Genomic DNA, 15,093 nt, shown 5'->3' with positions numbered 1-15,093 from the left:
TGGGTCCGGCGGCGGTTCGCGTTTCCGGGCGGGCCGCCCTGCACGAGAACAACATCTTCGGAACATCTCTGGGAGGACAGATGAAATACGTGGTTTCGTGGACGTATCGTTGGAACGGCTCCGCAGCGGAGAACGAGGCGAGTATCCAGCGTGCTCTGCAAGTGTTCGGAAGCTGGAAACCGGCCGACGGGGTGACCTATCACCAGATGGTCGGCAGGCTCGACGGCACCGGTGGATTCGCGGTGGTGGAGACCGACAACCCGATGGATCTTCTCGACGCTCCCGAGAAATTCGGCATGATCGCCGAGTACCAGATCCACCCGGTCGCCGAACTCGCCGATGTTGCGCAGGCGTTCCGACAAGGCGCGACATTCCGGGAGTCGATCGGGTAGCGCCGCGCCGCCCGCTGCCGGAGCCGCTGATGAACGACAGGCGACGACCTCGAAACCAGGAGGAAGTATGACCACAGTGCGTGACATCATGCATCCGGCAGTGGTGAGTATCGGCGTGCGGGACACCATGGCCACCGCCGCCGAGCAGATGCGGCAGCGCGATGTGGGCGCCCTGCCGATCTGCGACGGCGAGGGACGGCCGGTCGGGATCGTCACCGACCGGGACATCGTGGTGAACTGCGTGGCGCTCGGCCACAACCCGGCGACCTCCACCGCCGGGGAGTTCGCCCAGGCCGACGAATTGCATACGACGGCCGCCGATATCGACGTGGCCGACGCGCTGTCGATGATGGAGCGGTACCAGTTGCGGCGGCTCCCGGTGACCGAGGAAGGCCGCCTGATCGGGATCGTCACCGAGGCCGATATCGCGCGGCATCTGCCCGCGGCGACGACGGGCGAATTCGTCGGACAGGTCTGCGAGCAGAAGCTGCCGGTACCGGCGCAGCCCTCGGCGAGCTGACCGGCGTGTCCGCGCGCCGGGCCCGGTCGGATCTCAGTCCGCCGGGGCGACGGCATACAGGCGAAAAGTGCCGCGGAACCCCTTGAGTTCGGCTTCGCGCGCGGCGGCGACGGCGATATCCGGAGTGGCGGCCACGACGTCGCGGACCTCCTCGCTGATCAGGATCTCGCCGCCGTGCGCCTGACCGGCCACCCGGGCGGCCATGGCCACGTTCCGTCCGAAGAGGTCGTCGCCGCGCCGCACCGATCTGCCCATATGCATACCGATTCGCACGCGCACACCGCCCCCGGCTCTGGCGATGGTGCCGATCGCCGCCTGGACTTCCAGGCCGCATCGCACCGCCTGCTCGGCGTCGCCGAAGGCGATCATGAAACCGTCTCCCTGGCTCTTCACGATATGACCGCCGCGCGCGGCGACCGAGCGGCGGATCAGCCGATCGTGCCGGCCGAGCAGTGCGACCCAGGCCCGGTCGCCCAGCCGCTCGTTGAGCGCGGTCGACCCCTCGATATCGGAGAAGGCGATCACCACAGTGCCCTCGGCGGTCAACCGGGCCAGATCGGGCCGTTCGACCTGTGCCCAGCCGGCCAGGTCCTCGATCGAGCTGAGTACCGCGGCGCGAAAACCTTTCGCGCGGACGAGGCTCGCGGTCTGCCAGACGGTCTTCACGGCTTCGCGGCCGCCGTCCATCAACAGCCGGCGCGTGTCCGGCTTGCGTTGCAGTTCCGCCACCTCGCGGCGGCTGCGGACCAGCAACCGCCACAGTCCGACCAGGCCGGCGGCCTCCGCGACGACGGCCGCGGCGAGGAAGTATTCGATCACGGGGCGGATCCCTCCGGCGGGAGGTCGGCGCCGGCGGCCCGGCTCAACTACTGGGAGACCTCGGGCAGGTCCGCGTGGATCCGGCGGTCCATGGCGCGGGCCAGCAGCTCGTCGGCGACCAGGCGGACCGGCGGGCGGAGCTGGGCGAGGGCCTCGGCGAGCTGGTCGACCCGTTCGGGGGAGGGGTTCTCCAGCACCCGGCCGAGCAGGTGGGCCCGGAACTCCCGGACGAACGCGAAGGCCATCCGGTCGAAGGCCGCTTCCAGCTCCCAGCTCAGCGCGAGGATCGAGCGCAGCGGGATACCCGTGGCGACGAACGCGGTGGCGGCCTCGAGCAGCCTGCCGCTGGAGTAGACGAATCGGTCGTCCTCGATGCGCAGGTAGCCGAGCTCGACGGCTTCGGATATGGCCTCCGGGGTGGCCTGGTCGCCGAAGCGGATCAGCATCTGCTCGAGGTCGATGGTGACCTCGCCGTCGCCCCACGCTTCCGCGGCCGCCGATTCGAATCCGAGGAGTTCGGATACTCCGCCGCCGCGCTCGGCGCTGGTGAGCAGGTCGGCGATGCCTTCGAGGCTGTGGCCGCGCGCGAGCAGGTCGGCGATGAGCCGCAGTCGTTCGAGATGGGTGTTGTTGTAGTAGGCGTGGCGGCCTTGCCGCCGCGGGGCGTCGAGCAGGCCCCGCTCCTGGTAGTAGCGGATGGTCCGCACCGCCACACCGGCCGTTTCGGCCAGTTCCGCGACCCGGTATTCCTGTGTGGGCTGAGTCGTCATCGTCCTCCTGCGCACCGATCCGCCGACCGAATCATGGCCAACTCAACCACACTGTCTCAGTAGATGCTGATTCGAATCGATAGTCGGCTCGCATTTGTCGCTGCCGACCGGGGGAACAAGGCATGCGTTGTGGTGCGTCTCACCGTCGGTTACAGTTTTTGCTGATATGGACGTGTCCCCGGGCGCTCTGGGCGGCTCCGGGTACATGTCGGCAGAGGAGGTCTGGGTCGGTGCTGACGGGCAGCCCTTACGCAACTCGGGAACTGGAGATCGCCGGGATACCCGCGGTCGGGCATCTGCACCGTGGTCACCGATTGTCCCAGCAATTACTGGACCACCTGGCGCACGACCAGGGCGGGGCCGAACCGGCGGCGCTGATGCCGTGCGGGGTGGGGCGGCGTGACGCGGCCGAGGTGGTGGCCGGATGCCTGGACCTGGTGGCCGCGGCACTCCAGGACGGCGCCGTGGGAGAGGTGCCCGCGCGATTGCATCGCACGATCGAGGATTGGGCCGCGGCGGGTGTCGCGCTGGACGCGGTCCAGCACGCGATCCACCGCGGGTTCCGGTTCGTGCTGGATCTGCTGGCCGGGCGGGCACGCGCCGCCGACGGTCCGGCGATGGTGGTCGTCGGCCAACGTCTGGGCGAGGTGCTCGATCGCGTCATCACCACCTTCACCCGGGCCTACCTGCGTGAGTTCCGCGCCCATACCCTCGCGCGCTCCGCCGGTGCCGCGACGCTGACCGCCGCGCTGATCTCGGGGACGAACACCGCCGCGACGGCACGTGAGAACGGTTTCCGGGAGGTGACCGGCTACGCGGTGCTGGCACTGGACTTCACGGACGCGGCGGGCGGGACTGGCGACGGCAGGCACGGACCCGCGCTCGCGCTGCGCCGGGTGCGCGCCGCACTCGCCCGGGACGATATGCCGCTGGCACGGCTCAGCGAAACCGGGGGCACGATCCTGCTTCCCGGCCGGGCGGACGATGATCTCGCGGTCACCCGCTTGTTCGACCGGTTGCAGAGCGCGGTGCGCGGACCGCTGCTGGCCACGGTGGTCCACGCGCGGCACGACGAGGTGCCCGACGCGACGCGCCGCGCGCACGAGTTGCTCGATCTCGCCCAGCGGCTGCGCCGGCCCGCCCGGCTGTACCGGCTGGCCGACCTGGCCGTGGAATACCAGATCATCCGGCCCGGACCCGCGCGCACGCGCCTGGCCGGCGCCCTGGAACCGCTCCTGCCGCACGCCGACCTGCTGCACACCCTGACCACGTATCTGGACAACGATCGCGATCGCCGGCGCACCGCTCGTGCGCTGAGTATCCACGCCAACACCCTGGACTACCGGTTGCGCCGGATCGCCCGGTACACCGGTCTGGACCCCGCCAGCGCCCACGATCTGTGGCACCTCCGGGCCGCGCTCGTCGCCAGCGCCTACGAGACGGGTTCCGTCGCCGCCACGGAGACGGGGGCGGACCGCGAAAGGTCGCAGCGTACCGGCGACGACTCCGAGATCAGTCGCGTTCCCGGGCGGCGGATTCCGGGCATCGACCTCCATCCTCGGGTCCGCGTACCCGCACCGGCCCCCCGGCCGGTGACCGGGTCCGGTCGCGCACGGACCCGAGGATGCTCCGGGTCGCCAGGTGAGCGTCCGGGCCGCTTCGGCGCGCGCCGCGCGCCCGCATTCCCGGGGCGTATCGTCCGGGAGGCGGCGGGTGGCGGCCGGGTACGGGCTTGCCGCGTCGGGTCGGGCGGCGCTCTTCACCGGCTGCCGGCGAGTGTCGGAACCAGACGGGCCAGTCCGTCGGCCCCGTGGCCCGCCGCCAGGGCCCGCCGGAAGACCTCGCCCGTCGCGTCGAGCACGCCGGTGTCGATCCCGTGGCGCGCGACCACCTCGCGGAGTGTGGCGAATGCGGTGTAGGCCGAGGAAATCGATGTGTCGTGGCCAGGATAGTGTCCCGCCTCGACCTGGGCGGCGGTGTGCGCCGCCATATCGGGCAGCAGCCCGACCACGGCCGGGGTGAACCGGACGAGTTCGCTGCCTTTGACCCCTTCGGCCTCGGCGAGTGCGATGCCGAGGGACACCCCGAAGAGGGAGAGCCAGAACACCGATACCAGCGCGGCGTCGAAGGCGGCGGCGCGCCCATGGTCCGCGCCCAGGTAGGTGCCCTGTTCGGTGAGCGCGCGCAACACCGGTTCCGCTGTGCGGTAACCGCTTTCGGAGCCCGAGTACAGCAGTAGCGCGTCCGGGGTGCCGAGGCCCTGCGGCACCGCCATGACGGCGCCGTCCACGTACTCGGCACCGTGCCGGCCGGCCCACTCCGCCCGGCGTCGCGACTGCTCGGGAGTCGAGGAGGTGAGGTTCACCAGCACCCGCCCGCGCAGCCGTGGACCCGCCTCGCGCAATGCCGCGCCCACGGCGTCGTCGTCGAGCAGCGAGACGACGGCGAGGGGAGCGTTCTCGATCGCCGCGGCCGCCGACGCCGCACGGGTGGCGTCGAGTTCGACCAGCGCGTCGGCTTTCGCCCCGGTGCGATTCCACACCACCGTCGGATGCCCCGCGGCCAGAAAGGCCCGCGCGATCGCCGAACCCATGAGCCCCAGCCCCAGGACCGCGACGGGTGTTCGTGCTTCACCGGACATGCTGCCTCCTACTGTTTGAAGATTGTCCAACAATGATTGTTGTATGATTCTCAAACTGTCAAGTGGTGGAAGGAGACGCGTTCGTGCCCGCCGAGTTGTCGCACCCGGATACCGCCGACCTCGAGCTGGCGGCCGTCATGCACGCGCTGTCCGACCCGATCCGGCTCCAGCTGGTGGCCTGCCTGGCCGCCGACGAGGGCGAGAACTGCGGCGAACTCGGCCGGCACATCGAATTGCACAAGTCCACGCTCTCGCACCACTACCGGGTCCTCCGCGAAGCCGGCATCACCCGGACGACCGTCACCGGCCGCACCAGGGTGATGCGTCTGCGCTACGCGGATCTGCAGGCCCGTTTTCCGGGGTTGCTCGATGTGGTGTTCCGCGCCTTGGCCGATATCGTCGAGGACGACGCGAAGTGGACCGGTTCCCCCGAGGACCGCGCGAAACTGCTTACCGCGCTCGAACGGCCCGTGGCCTCGCGCTGATCGGGAACGTGCCGAAGGTCCGGCGCGGTCGGCGGGTATCCGGTTCGAGAGCGCGTAGCGGGCGTTTCAGGGGAGATGCATCAGCTGTCGCGCGAGGCCGAACAGACGGCTGCCGAGCTTGATGACGGGAAGCCCCAGCGGAATCAGGAGGATCGTCGCGCACAGCACCGCACCGAGAAGCCACACCACCGCCGCGAGCAATCCGACCACCGTGCCGAGCACGGCCGTGACGATTCCCAACACCAGATTGAGCAGACTCTGCATCGCTCGCATGACGACCTTCCTGTTTTCATTATGCGCCTCTTCCACTCGATGCGTTGCCGCCCATATCCCGACCGGCCGCTGGAAAGCCGCCGTATTCGGGTAACCGTCCTCTGCGCGGCCGATCGGGCGGGTGTTGGTGTCGCGGCGCGGCGACCCGCTGAGGCGGCTCGAGTCAGGCCGGTGCCCGTTCTCGCCGGTTCCCGATGCCGACGCGGAGTCCGGCAGACTGCACGCCATGAGGTACAGCGCCGGAGTTCTGCTGTTTCGTCGTGAGCCGGAGGCACACGTGCTGCTGGGGCATATGGGCGGGCCGCTGTGGGCGCGTAAGGATTCGGGGGCGTGGTCGATCCCCAAGGGTGAGTACGAGCCGGAGACCGAGGACGCTCGCGCCGCCGCGGGCCGCGAATTCGCCGAGGAATTGGGAGTGCCGGTGCCCGACGGCGAGTGGATCGCCCTGGGGGAGGTGAGTTACGGGAGCGGCCGGAGCAAGAAGCAGGTGACGGTCTGGGCGGTCGAAGGCGACCTCGACCCGGGTCTGGTGGTACCGGGGACATTCGATATGGAATGGCCGCCGCGGTCGGGCGAATACCGTACCTTTCCCGAGGTCGATCGGGCCGAATGGTTCGATCTGGCCACCGCCCACGACAAGCTGAGCGCCGGCCAGCGGCCGGTGCTGACCCGACTCGCCGACCGACTTCGTGAGGTCGGACCCGGGTGAGCAGCCGCCCGACGGCGGCAAAGCCCGGATCGACGAAACCGCCGATCCGCGGAACACCGCGTCTGTCACGCGGTCCGATGACCGACGGGGGATCGCCCGGTTCCACCCGGCCGGTGTGCGCTCTCGCCGGCCGTCGACTCAGGCGACCACGGCGAGCAGTGTCGTCGCCGATTCTGTCAGTTCCGGGTCGCCCCGCAAGGTAGAGCGCTGACGCGCCTCCTCGACAGTGATTCCGCGAGTCGCCAGCCGCCAGACCGCGTCCTGGTCCATGCGCACGACCGCGGCAGGCTCCTCGGCCTGCGCCGCCGTCAGATCCCAGCTCGTGCCGTCGGACACCACCGACCAGCAACCGCCCGCCGGACCGATGATCTCGAATCGCACCGCCGTCCCACCGGGCCGGACCCGGTCACGGAGGGCCCACGGCACCGCGTGCAGAAAAGTCACGAGCACCGGGCGCGTCAGCGCGACATCGTCGGCACCACGTCGGGACACCGCATCGCGGATCTGCTGCTGATGAACCCAGAACTCGGTGTACTCGCGGGCGATGTCGAGCCAGGCCGGACTGGTACCGGGCCCCGCCCACGACACATCGAGCCGTGCCGGCCCGGCGAGATCCACTGTCGCCGCCCAGACCCGATCCAGCTCGGGCCCCAGGTGGTCCAGCAGATCGAGGAGCACCCGGGGGCTGCACTGACGCATCGCACCCACGAACTCCCCGTTCACGCGCGCCAAGTAGTCCGGCAGGGTCTCGTCGTTGGCGAACACGGCCCCACCGTGGCCGTCCCGGCTGCCGGAGATCCGCCGCAGGTAGTCGTTGAGGATGTGCGCGGTCACGTCGGCCACACTCCAGCCGGGACACACCGTCGGCTTCGCCCAATCGGCCGGGTCCAACGACCGGAGCAGTACGAGCAGCGCCTGCCTTTCACGCCGGAACAGTGGGCGGGTATCGAGTGGGATCATGGTTGGGCAGTCAACCGGTCCCGGGATCACCGAGCCACCGAATTTCGAGTTGCCGGACTGAAGCGCTTCCGGTGTGGCTGCACGGAGGAAGAGCCGCCCGGACCGGGGCAGCCGGTGCCGACGCCGGGTGCCGGGCTGCCGCGCGGCCCGCCGGCGCTGTTGGGCGGAACGAAGGCTGTCGGCGGGGATGCGGCGTCCGGAATCCGCCAGCGGTGATGCGTCTGCGCGCGGAAAGCTGGGCGGCATGGATCTCGGTTTGCGGAATATGGTCGCGGTGGTTACCGGAGCATCGAAGGGCATCGGGCTCGCCACCGCCCGGACGCTGAAAGCGGAGGGTGCGTTGGTGGTCGCCGCGTCGCGTCGCCGCACCCCGGAGCTCGACGAACTGGTCGACGACCGCCTGGTTCACATCGCGGTCGATCTGGCGACACCGCGGGGGCCGGGTCAGGCGATCGCGGAAGCGGAGCGGGTTTTCGGTGGGCTGGACGTGGTCGTGAACAATGTCGGCGGCCCGCCGCCCGGCGCGGTGCTGCCGCGCTTCTCGTTCACCGAACTCACCGACGCGGACTGGGCCGCGATGCTGGATTTCAACCTCATGTCCACCGTACGGGCGGTACGCGCGGCTGTGCCCTTGCTGCTCGAGCGTGGTGGCGGCGCCATCGTCAACGTCACCTCGACCCACGCCCTGGTCGCCAGTGGAGTCAACGTCGATTACGGAGCGGCGAAAGCGGCGGTCGGCAACCTGACCCAGGCGCTGTCGGAGGAGTTCGGGCCGCGGGGCATCCGGGTCAATACGGTGGTGCCGGGGCCGGTGCGCACTCCGTGGTGGACCGATGAGGGCGGGGCCGCGGAGGTCTTCGCCGCGGCGATCGGCAGCGATCGCGAGACCGTGTTGAACCGGAGAGCGGCCGAGGAGATGCGTTTGACCACGGGTCGGCTCATCGACCCGCAGGAAGTCGCCGACGCGATCGTGCTGCTGTCCTCTCCCCGGTCGGCGAGTACCACAGGGTCGGCGGTCCTCGTCGACGCGGGTCTCTGCAAGACCGTCTGACCTGCGCCGGGTAGCACCGGCGCGGCCCCTCGGAGGCATGAGCCCCGCGCATCGCCTCCTGGGCATCGATATCCCGCCTCGACCGCGCCCGCGCACTCGGCCGACGGGTGCGGCGTGAGCGCGCTGACCGAGCGGGGACCGGCACCTCGTCGATCCGAACGGGCTGCCGATATCCGTGGTACGCGCCGCGCGGGCGATCATCGTCACCGGCGAAAGTGTCGGTCCTGCCTTGCAGAATCTGTCCCCGGAACCACCGGACAGAAGATTATGAGGTTGTACATGGCGCACGAGCACGACCGCACCGAGGCGTACAAGACCGAGGACCGGACCGGCACGACCGAGCGCGCCGAGGCCGGGCGCGCAGAGGTATCCGGTATGGGCGAAGCGGACCGTTCGGTCCCCGGCTGGTGTGCTTTCTTCACCCCCGACGAGTACGTCAGGTTCGCCCAGGAAGTGGACGAGGCCGCGGGGTGCTTCGGCGCCGACGGCCAGAACATCGCCGCCGGCCATGTCACCTTGGCCGCGGGCGCGCCGGAACCCGAACTACACGAATTCGACCTCACCGAGCTGGCCGGCCGATGCCGGGCGAGCGATATCGACGAGTGGCCGTCCCTGTGCTTCGTCGCGATCGACGAGTTCTCCACCGCGCAGCCCCAACGGGACTGGCTCACCTTGGCCTCCTTCGCGGAGGTCGAGGAGCTGCTGGAGCCGTGGCTCGCCGCGGAGCCCGAGCTGATGTTCGAGGCCGAGCCGGACGCCGCCGATCAGCCTTTCTCCACTCCGCTCGAAGACGGTCGCTATCTGCATCTTCTCGCCGCGGTGCCGGATTTCGACGATATGCCGGAGATCACGACATTCGTCCCGAACTCGGCTGTCCAGGCATGGGGCCTGTCCGCCGAGAAGCTCGTCCGGTGGGCGAGTCCGCACCTGTGAGCCCGCCCGGCGGCGTTCGTTTACCACCGTACCGGCGGTAAGCACGAAAGCCGCGAACGGCCCGGCTGTCGAACGGCGGCGGCGCGGAACGTGGTCCGGGGTCCACGATTCCGCGCCGCGTACCGGCCGCCGATGTCCACCAGGCCGGTGTCGCCTCCGGCGGCCGGCAGACGTGACTAGTGGGTGGCGGTCCGGCGGAGTTTGGCATTGACGAACTCGCCCATTCCCCAGCGGCCCAGCTCGCGACCGTAACCGGAACGGTTCACCCCGCCGAACGGCAGACCCGGCAGTGTCGTCCCGTGCTCGTTGATATAGGCCATCCCGACGTCGAGCCGATCGGCGACCTCGGCGGCTCGTGCGGTACCGGTGCTCCACACCGACCCGCTCAAGCCGAATTCGACATCGTTGGCCAGGCGTACCGCTTCGTCGGCCGTCGATACCCGGTAGACCATCGCGGCGGGGCCGAAGATCTCCTCCGAGTACGCGTCCATCTCCGGGGTGATACCGGTGAGAACGGCGGGGGCGAGGAAGGCGCCGTCGCCCGCCAACGGCTCGCCGCCGGTGTGCAGCGTCGCCCCCTGCCGCACGGCGGTGTTGATCTGGTCGGCGACGGTATCCCGCGCGGTGACCGAGGACAACGGCCCCACCTCGGTCTCCGGATCCGAGGGATCACCGACGACCGCGCGCTCGAACTCGGCCACCAGCCCCCGGACGAAGTCGTCGTAGAGGTCGTCCAGGACGATGAAGCGTTTCGGCGAATTGCACGCCTGACCGGCATTGGACAGACGCGCCCGGGCGGCGATCCGGACCGTCTCCGCCATATCGTCGGTGTCGAGCAGGATGAACGGATCGGAACCGCCTAGTTCGAGCACGGATTTCTTCAGATTCTTCGCCGCCTCGGTCGCGACCGCGGCCCCCGCCCGTTCGCTGCCGGTCAGCGATACTCCGCGGATCGCCGGATGCGCCAGCAGTTCGGCGATCTGAGCCGAACTCGCGTACACGTTGATATACGCGTTCTCGGGGACCGACGCCTCGTGCAGCAGATCGGCCATGAGTTTCGACGAAGCCGCGCAGATCGAGGCGTGCTTCAGGATGATCGAATTGCCCAGCAGCAGGTTCGGCGCGGCGAACCGCGCCACCTGGTAGTAGGGGTAGTTCCACGGCATCACACCGACGAGCGGCCCGATCGGCAAGGTCTGGACCACCGATTCCGCGGCGCCCTGGGGGTCGAGTCGCTCGGTGCTCAGCAGATCGGGGCCGTGCTCGGCATACCAGCGGTAGATATCGGCGGCGAGTTGTACTTCCCCGGCCGCCTCCTGCGCCGGTTTGCCCATTTCCTTCGTAATCGCCGCGGCCAGCTCGGTCGCGCGTTCCTCGTACAGGTCCGCGGTGCGCGAGAGCGCCCGGGCGCGGTCGGCCACCGGGGTATGGCGCCATTCTTCGAATCCCTCGGCCGCGCGCTCGGCGACGACGGAAATCTGGTCGTCGGGCAGGCCCGGGAATTCTTGTTCGGTAGTACCTGTGGTCGGGTTCGTCGTCACATAAGTACTCATGTCACGATGCTACGGATGCGTGCCCGACGCCACAGGACCGTCGAATTCGTTATTTCGAAACAATTCGTGACCTGCGCCGTCGCTATTCGCTCCGGCGCCCTCACCGGGCGCCGTCGGCCCGGCACGCTCGTCCGGCGCCACCCGCCGGACCGGCCGCACCGTCAGCGCGCCAGGAGCAGCCGTGACCATGGTATCGACACCGGCCACCCCGACTACCATCGACACCTCGGCCGTATCGGCGCCCTCGGCGCCGTCCGCCGGTCCGGTCCGGGAGGACGAGTGTAGAAATCGCCACGATTCCGTCCATTGATTTTCCGGCCTGGATTTCTCTGCGCAGGTGAGACGGCCATCGGGCTTTTACTCCCGCAATATGTAAGTTTCTGTTCAGCAATCCTGTAGCCGAACTGTGTTGGTTGCCACGATCCGGCCGGGCACGCTGGTATCCATGACCACGAAACTCCCTGCGACTGCCGGTGCGCGCCAGCGCGACTGTCGCCATTCGCGTTGTCGCTGTCGCGCCTGATTCCGCGGATTCTCCTCCGCACGGCGCAATTCGCTTGTCCCCTCAACTTTCTGGTTCGCGGCGTGCGCTGGGCGCCGAGGGCAATTTTTCGCCGTAAGGCCGAAAGGTGCCATATGTCATACGAACTCGCGCGACGCGGATTCCTGGGTCTGGGTGCCGCGCTGGCGGGCGCCGGCCTGCTGGCGGCGTGCGCCGGCCGCACCGCACCGGAGGCCGCGCGGGCGAGTTCGGTACCGCGGCCGGGCGGGACGATCACCTATCTCAACGAGAAGCTGATCGACGGTTATCAGCAGCAGAGCACTGGGTCGTGGCATGTGGCGCAGGTCTGGAACCAGATGGTCGAGCGCCTGTTCTACTACGATGCCGGAGGACGGTTCCGGCCGCATCTGGCCACCGGGTTCACGCAGAACGACGCGCGTACCGAGTTCGGGTTGACGATCCGGCAGGGCGTCACGTTCTCCAACGGCGAGCGGCTCGACGCGGCGGCGGTGGCGGCCAACCTCAACCTTCTGGGCAGGGGTGACAAAGGGCGCGGTATCCCGCGCGCCGCGTATTTCCCGACGAGCTACGCCGAGGCCGTGGCGGTCGGCGAGTACGAGGTGCGGGTACGGCTCACCGCGCCCTTCGGCGATTTCATCCAGAAGCTCGGAGCCTGGACGACCGTCGGCATCCTGGCTCCGGCGACCATCGAGGCGGGCCTGGACACGCAGTCCGATCTCGGCACCATCCACGGCACCGGCCCGTTCGTGGTCGAGTCGTGGGTGCCCGGCAAAGAGGTGGTGCTCCGGCGGCGCGAGGACTACGCGTGGCCGCGCGGCGACGCGTCGCACGACGGTCCGGCGTATCTCGAGCGGGTGACCGTACAGCAGGTGGTCGAGCCGTCGCTGCGATCGGGGTCCCTGCTCTCCGGGCAGGTCGACCTGATCCATTACGTACAACCGACCGAGGAGCCGTTCGTCACCGACGGGTACCGGCTGATCGCCCCGACCTTCTTCGGCAGCGTGTGGGGCCTGCAGCTGCGCCTGACGGCCCCGCACCTGGACGATATCCGCGTCCGCCGGGCCCTCACCCACGGGATCGACCGGCGCGACATCCTGGCGACGAACTATCCCAGCGGTGCCTGGACCGAGGCCAAGTCGACCTTCAACGAGATCGTCCCCGGCACACTCGATCTGCGCGACAGATTCGCCTACGACCCGGCCCTGGCCGAGCGCCTGCTGGACGAGGCCGGATGGACCGGTCGTGACCGCGACGGATACCGCACCAAGAACGGTGCGCAGCTGAGTTTCCTGATCTACCCCTCGGTCTTCATCACCACCTCCGAGGCGGATCTGCAGCTGATCGCCCAGCAGTGGCGCCGGATCGGGGTGCGGCTGCGAATCGAGGGCACCGATTTCTCGAACTACAGCACCGTGACGGCGCAGCCGGATGTGCCGCTGTACGAGAACCATTGGCTGGCCGGCAGCCAGACCGAGATGTGGCGGTGGTGGCACAGCTCGCAGGCGAACCAGTTCAAAACCCCCGGCGCCGAACTCGACGCCCTGCTGGACACCCTGATTCAGGCCGAATCCGAGCAGGCCCGCATCGAGGCGTCGAAAGCGGTGCAGGAATACGTCATCGACCACGCCTTCTACATCCCGGTGCACGAATTCCGCCAGACCTGGGGCGCCGCCGACCGCCTCCGTGATCTGCACGTCGACGGGCTGGGCCTGATCAGTTTCTACGACGCGTGGCTCGACACATGAGCGGCCGCGGAGCTTTCGGCCCAATTCCGGTCCGGATGGGAAGCAGTGAGGAATGAGGGAGTTGTCGCACTACACACGGTATGTCCTGGCCCGGATCGGCCAGGCCGTCGTGACGGTCCTACTCGTCTACGTCGTCGTATTCGTCATCGTGACGCTGCTGCCGGGTGACCCGGTCTCCGGCCGGCTGGGCAACCCCGAGTACGGCTACACGGAGGACGAGATCGCGCAGATGCTGGTCTATTTCAAGCTGGACCGGCCGGCGTGGGAGCAGCTCTGGGTCGCGCTCGAGCGTCTCGCGCACGGTGACCTGGGCCTGTCCTATGCCTCGAATCTGCCGGTCTCGACGCTGCTGTGGTCGGGTGTTCCCTCGACTCTGCAACTCGCGGGGACGGCGTTCGCTTTCGCGGTGATGCTGGCCTTCGCTCTCGCGGTCGGCGTGTTCTTCCTGCCGAGCCGGTTCGGTGGCGGCCTGCTGCGTGCTTTCCCGTCGCTGTTCCTGTCGGTGCCCAATTTCCTCATCGGCCTGGTCGTCATCGATGTGTTCTCCTTCCAGCTCGGGCTTTTCGTGCTCAGCGATTTCCGGAGCGCGGACGCACTGGTCTACCCTGCGGTCACGCTGGCGATCCCGGCGTCGGCACCCATCGCGCAGGTGCTCATCAGCGCGCTCGACAGCGCCCGCGCGGAGCAGTACGCCACGGTGGCGATCTCGAAGGGCATCGGCCGATTCGGACTGCTCTCGCGGCATCTGCTGCCCAACGCCGCGATACCCACCACCACCATCGCGGCGATCATCGTCGGCGACCTGCTCGGCGGATCCATCATCACCGAGGCGATCTTCGGTCGCACCGGTGTCGGCAGCGTCGTGGAGAAGGCGGTCGGTGAGCAGGACGTTCCGGTGCTGCAGGCCGCCGTGGTGCTGGCCGCGGCGCTGTTCCTCGCCATCAATCTCGTGGTCGACCTGGTCTATCCCGCCCTGGACCCACGGCTGCGACCGGCGGTGGCCGCGAGATGACCACCGCCGCGGACGCACGGAGAAGTATCGACGGAAGGCCGAAGAATATGGTGGCGATCTACACGACTCCGCTCGTCCGGCTGCGGCCGGCGTTATCGGAGCTGCGCTCTGTCTACACGATCGCGGCCGTCGGCGTGGTCGCGGTGATCATCGCCTGGGCGGTCGCGCCGGGCGCGTTCACCGACCAGGACCCCTACCTCGGGGTCACCGCCGACAACTTCCGGGCGCCCTCCTGGGATCACCTGTTCGGGACCGATCAGCTGGGCCGCGACATCCTGACCCGGGTCATCTACGGCACCCGATCGGCCGTGCTGACCGCACTGCTGGCCGTGGCCATCGGCCTGATCGCGGGCAGCGTCGTCGGGCTCGTCGCGGGATTCTTCGGGCGGACGGTCGACGCGATCCTCGGCCGGGTGATCGACGCCCTGCTGGCGATTCCCGGCTTCCTGCTGGCCGTCATCGTGGTGGTGTCGCTGGGCTTCGCGAGTGTCAACGCGGCCATCGCGGTCGGGATCTCGGCGGTGGCCGTGTTCGCCCGCTTGATCAGATCGGAGACCCTGCGGGTGCAGAACATCGCGTACATCGAGTCGGCACAGCTGATCGGCGGCGGGCGGGTGGTGGTGCTCTTCCGGCACGTCCTGCCGAATGTGTACCGGTCGGTGCTGGCGCTCGGACACATCGGCAAGCACCTCGGCAGGAACAGGTGA

Annotated in this window: 15 protein-coding genes and 1 pseudogene; 10 read left to right on the top strand and 6 right to left on the bottom strand. The window is 69.0% G+C overall.

What is annotated here, in order from left to right:
* The first annotated feature begins 80 nt into the window (after nucleotides 1–80).
* Nucleotides 81–392, top strand: a complete 312-nt coding sequence (locus ABZV91_RS08580; protein ID WP_355237504.1) for a DUF3303 family protein — start codon at nucleotides 81–83, stop codon at nucleotides 390–392.
* 67 nt (nucleotides 393–459) lie between these two features.
* Nucleotides 460–912 carry a CBS domain-containing protein gene (locus ABZV91_RS08575; RefSeq protein WP_355237502.1) on the top strand — a complete coding sequence of 151 codons (453 nt, stop codon included), beginning with the start codon at nucleotides 460–462 and terminating at the stop codon, nucleotides 910–912.
* 33 nt (nucleotides 913–945) lie between these two features.
* On the opposite strand, the gene ABZV91_RS08570 is transcribed toward ABZV91_RS08575, so the two are convergent.
* Both ABZV91_RS08570 and ABZV91_RS08565 read right to left on the bottom strand, forming a co-directional pair.
* A complete protein-coding gene (locus ABZV91_RS08570) occupies nucleotides 946–1,731 on the bottom strand; it encodes an adenylate/guanylate cyclase domain-containing protein (RefSeq protein ID WP_355237499.1) in 786 nt (261 codons plus the stop codon).
* Between the two features lie 47 nt (nucleotides 1,732–1,778).
* Nucleotides 1,779–2,501: a MerR family transcriptional regulator gene (locus ABZV91_RS08565; RefSeq protein ID WP_355237497.1), complete on the bottom strand. Its 723-nt coding sequence runs from the start codon at nucleotides 2,499–2,501 to the stop codon at nucleotides 1,779–1,781.
* 122 nt (nucleotides 2,502–2,623) lie between these two features.
* Between ABZV91_RS08565 and ABZV91_RS08560 the strand changes: the two are divergent.
* A pseudogene (locus ABZV91_RS08560) lies at nucleotides 2,624–3,913 on the top strand (helix-turn-helix domain-containing protein); the annotation flags it as partial.
* 347 nt (nucleotides 3,914–4,260) lie between these two features.
* On the opposite strand, the gene ABZV91_RS08555 reads toward ABZV91_RS08560, so the two are convergent.
* Nucleotides 4,261–5,142, bottom strand: coding sequence for an NAD(P)-binding domain-containing protein (locus tag ABZV91_RS08555; RefSeq protein WP_355237494.1), 882 nt, complete (start codon nucleotides 5,140–5,142; stop codon nucleotides 4,261–4,263).
* 83 nt (nucleotides 5,143–5,225) lie between these two features.
* Here ABZV91_RS08555 and ABZV91_RS08550 point away from each other — a divergent pair, with 83 nt between their 5' ends.
* On the top strand, nucleotides 5,226–5,627 hold the full coding sequence (locus ABZV91_RS08550; RefSeq protein ID WP_355237492.1) for a metalloregulator ArsR/SmtB family transcription factor: 402 nt from the start codon (nucleotides 5,226–5,228) through the stop codon (nucleotides 5,625–5,627).
* 66 nt (nucleotides 5,628–5,693) lie between these two features.
* On the opposite strand, the gene ABZV91_RS08545 is transcribed toward ABZV91_RS08550, so the two are convergent.
* Nucleotides 5,694–5,900 (bottom strand): hypothetical protein, encoded by a 207-nt coding sequence (locus tag ABZV91_RS08545; RefSeq protein WP_355237576.1) that lies wholly within the window; start codon nucleotides 5,898–5,900, stop codon nucleotides 5,694–5,696.
* A gap of 226 nt (nucleotides 5,901–6,126) precedes the next feature.
* Here ABZV91_RS08545 and ABZV91_RS08540 point away from each other — a divergent pair, with 226 nt between their 5' ends.
* Complete coding sequence (locus ABZV91_RS08540) at nucleotides 6,127–6,609, top strand: NUDIX domain-containing protein (RefSeq protein WP_355237490.1); 483 nt, start codon at nucleotides 6,127–6,129, stop codon at nucleotides 6,607–6,609.
* 138 nt (nucleotides 6,610–6,747) lie between these two features.
* Here ABZV91_RS08540 and ABZV91_RS08535 read toward each other — a convergent pair whose 3' ends face one another.
* The gene (locus tag ABZV91_RS08535; RefSeq protein ID WP_355237487.1) at nucleotides 6,748–7,569 is read right to left on the bottom strand and encodes a maleylpyruvate isomerase family mycothiol-dependent enzyme; all 822 of its coding nucleotides are present in this window, start codon (nucleotides 7,567–7,569) and stop codon (nucleotides 6,748–6,750) included.
* Nucleotides 7,570–7,813: 244 nt separating this feature from the next.
* Here ABZV91_RS08535 and ABZV91_RS08530 point away from each other — a divergent pair, with 244 nt between their 5' ends.
* On the top strand, nucleotides 7,814–8,620 hold the full coding sequence (locus tag ABZV91_RS08530) for an SDR family oxidoreductase (RefSeq protein ID WP_355237484.1): 807 nt from the start codon (nucleotides 7,814–7,816) through the stop codon (nucleotides 8,618–8,620).
* Between the two features lie 279 nt (nucleotides 8,621–8,899).
* Complete coding sequence (locus ABZV91_RS08525; RefSeq protein ID WP_355237481.1) at nucleotides 8,900–9,553, top strand: hypothetical protein; 654 nt, start codon at nucleotides 8,900–8,902, stop codon at nucleotides 9,551–9,553.
* Nucleotides 9,554–9,729: 176 nt separating this feature from the next.
* Here the strand turns inward: ABZV91_RS08525 and ABZV91_RS08520 are convergent, their stop codons facing one another.
* Complete coding sequence (locus ABZV91_RS08520; RefSeq protein ID WP_355237479.1) at nucleotides 9,730–11,106, bottom strand: NAD-dependent succinate-semialdehyde dehydrogenase; 1,377 nt, start codon at nucleotides 11,104–11,106, stop codon at nucleotides 9,730–9,732.
* 636 nt (nucleotides 11,107–11,742) lie between these two features.
* On the opposite strand from ABZV91_RS08520, the gene ABZV91_RS08515 reads away from it, so the two are divergent.
* The 3 genes from ABZV91_RS08515 to ABZV91_RS08505 are packed head-to-tail and all read left to right on the top strand — an operon-like array spanning nucleotide 11,743 to nucleotide 15,093.
* Nucleotides 11,743–13,374, top strand: coding sequence for an ABC transporter substrate-binding protein (locus ABZV91_RS08515; protein WP_355237476.1), 1,632 nt, complete (start codon nucleotides 11,743–11,745; stop codon nucleotides 13,372–13,374).
* 52 nt (nucleotides 13,375–13,426) lie between these two features.
* Nucleotides 13,427–14,386 carry an ABC transporter permease gene (locus ABZV91_RS08510; RefSeq protein ID WP_355237473.1) on the top strand — a complete coding sequence of 320 codons (960 nt, stop codon included), beginning with the start codon at nucleotides 13,427–13,429 and terminating at the stop codon, nucleotides 14,384–14,386.
* The gene (locus tag ABZV91_RS08505) at nucleotides 14,383–15,093 is read left to right on the top strand and encodes an ABC transporter permease (RefSeq protein ID WP_355237470.1); all 711 of its coding nucleotides are present in this window, start codon (nucleotides 14,383–14,385) and stop codon (nucleotides 15,091–15,093) included. The genes ABZV91_RS08510 and ABZV91_RS08505 overlap by 4 nt, the downstream gene beginning before the upstream one ends.

This window comes from Nocardia sp. NPDC004568, assembly GCF_040609955.1.
Taxonomy (GTDB): Bacteria; Actinomycetota; Actinomycetes; order Mycobacteriales; family Mycobacteriaceae; genus Nocardia.
The sequence above is the reverse complement of the archived record's forward strand: the minus strand, read 5'-3'. Positions and strand labels throughout refer to the sequence as shown.

Bases quoted from the DNA above. Each gene is read 5' to 3' on its own strand.
- ABZV91_RS08580 (WP_355237504.1), top strand. From the start codon at position 81: ATGAAATACGTGGTTTCGTGGACGTATCGTTGGAACGGCTCCGCAGCG.
- ABZV91_RS08575 (WP_355237502.1), top strand. From the start codon at position 460: ATGACCACAGTGCGTGACATCATGCATCCGGCAGTGGTGAGTATCGGC.
- ABZV91_RS08565 (WP_355237497.1), bottom strand. From the start codon at position 2,501: ATGACGACTCAGCCCACACAGGAATACCGGGTCGCGGAACTGGCCGAA.
- ABZV91_RS08555 (WP_355237494.1), bottom strand. From the start codon at position 5,142: ATGTCCGGTGAAGCACGAACACCCGTCGCGGTCCTGGGGCTGGGGCTC.
- ABZV91_RS08545 (WP_355237576.1), bottom strand. From the start codon at position 5,900: ATGCGAGCGATGCAGAGTCTGCTCAATCTGGTGTTGGGAATCGTCACG.
- ABZV91_RS08540 (WP_355237490.1), top strand. From the start codon at position 6,127: ATGAGGTACAGCGCCGGAGTTCTGCTGTTTCGTCGTGAGCCGGAGGCA.
- ABZV91_RS08535 (WP_355237487.1), bottom strand. From the start codon at position 7,569: ATGATCCCACTCGATACCCGCCCACTGTTCCGGCGTGAAAGGCAGGCG.
- ABZV91_RS08530 (WP_355237484.1), top strand. From the start codon at position 7,814: ATGGATCTCGGTTTGCGGAATATGGTCGCGGTGGTTACCGGAGCATCG.
- ABZV91_RS08525 (WP_355237481.1), top strand. From the start codon at position 8,900: ATGGCGCACGAGCACGACCGCACCGAGGCGTACAAGACCGAGGACCGG.
- ABZV91_RS08520 (WP_355237479.1), bottom strand. From the start codon at position 11,106: ATGAGTACTTATGTGACGACGAACCCGACCACAGGTACTACCGAACAA.
- ABZV91_RS08515 (WP_355237476.1), top strand. From the start codon at position 11,743: ATGTCATACGAACTCGCGCGACGCGGATTCCTGGGTCTGGGTGCCGCG.
- ABZV91_RS08510 (WP_355237473.1), top strand. From the start codon at position 13,427: ATGAGGGAGTTGTCGCACTACACACGGTATGTCCTGGCCCGGATCGGC.
- ABZV91_RS08505 (WP_355237470.1), top strand. From the start codon at position 14,383: ATGACCACCGCCGCGGACGCACGGAGAAGTATCGACGGAAGGCCGAAG.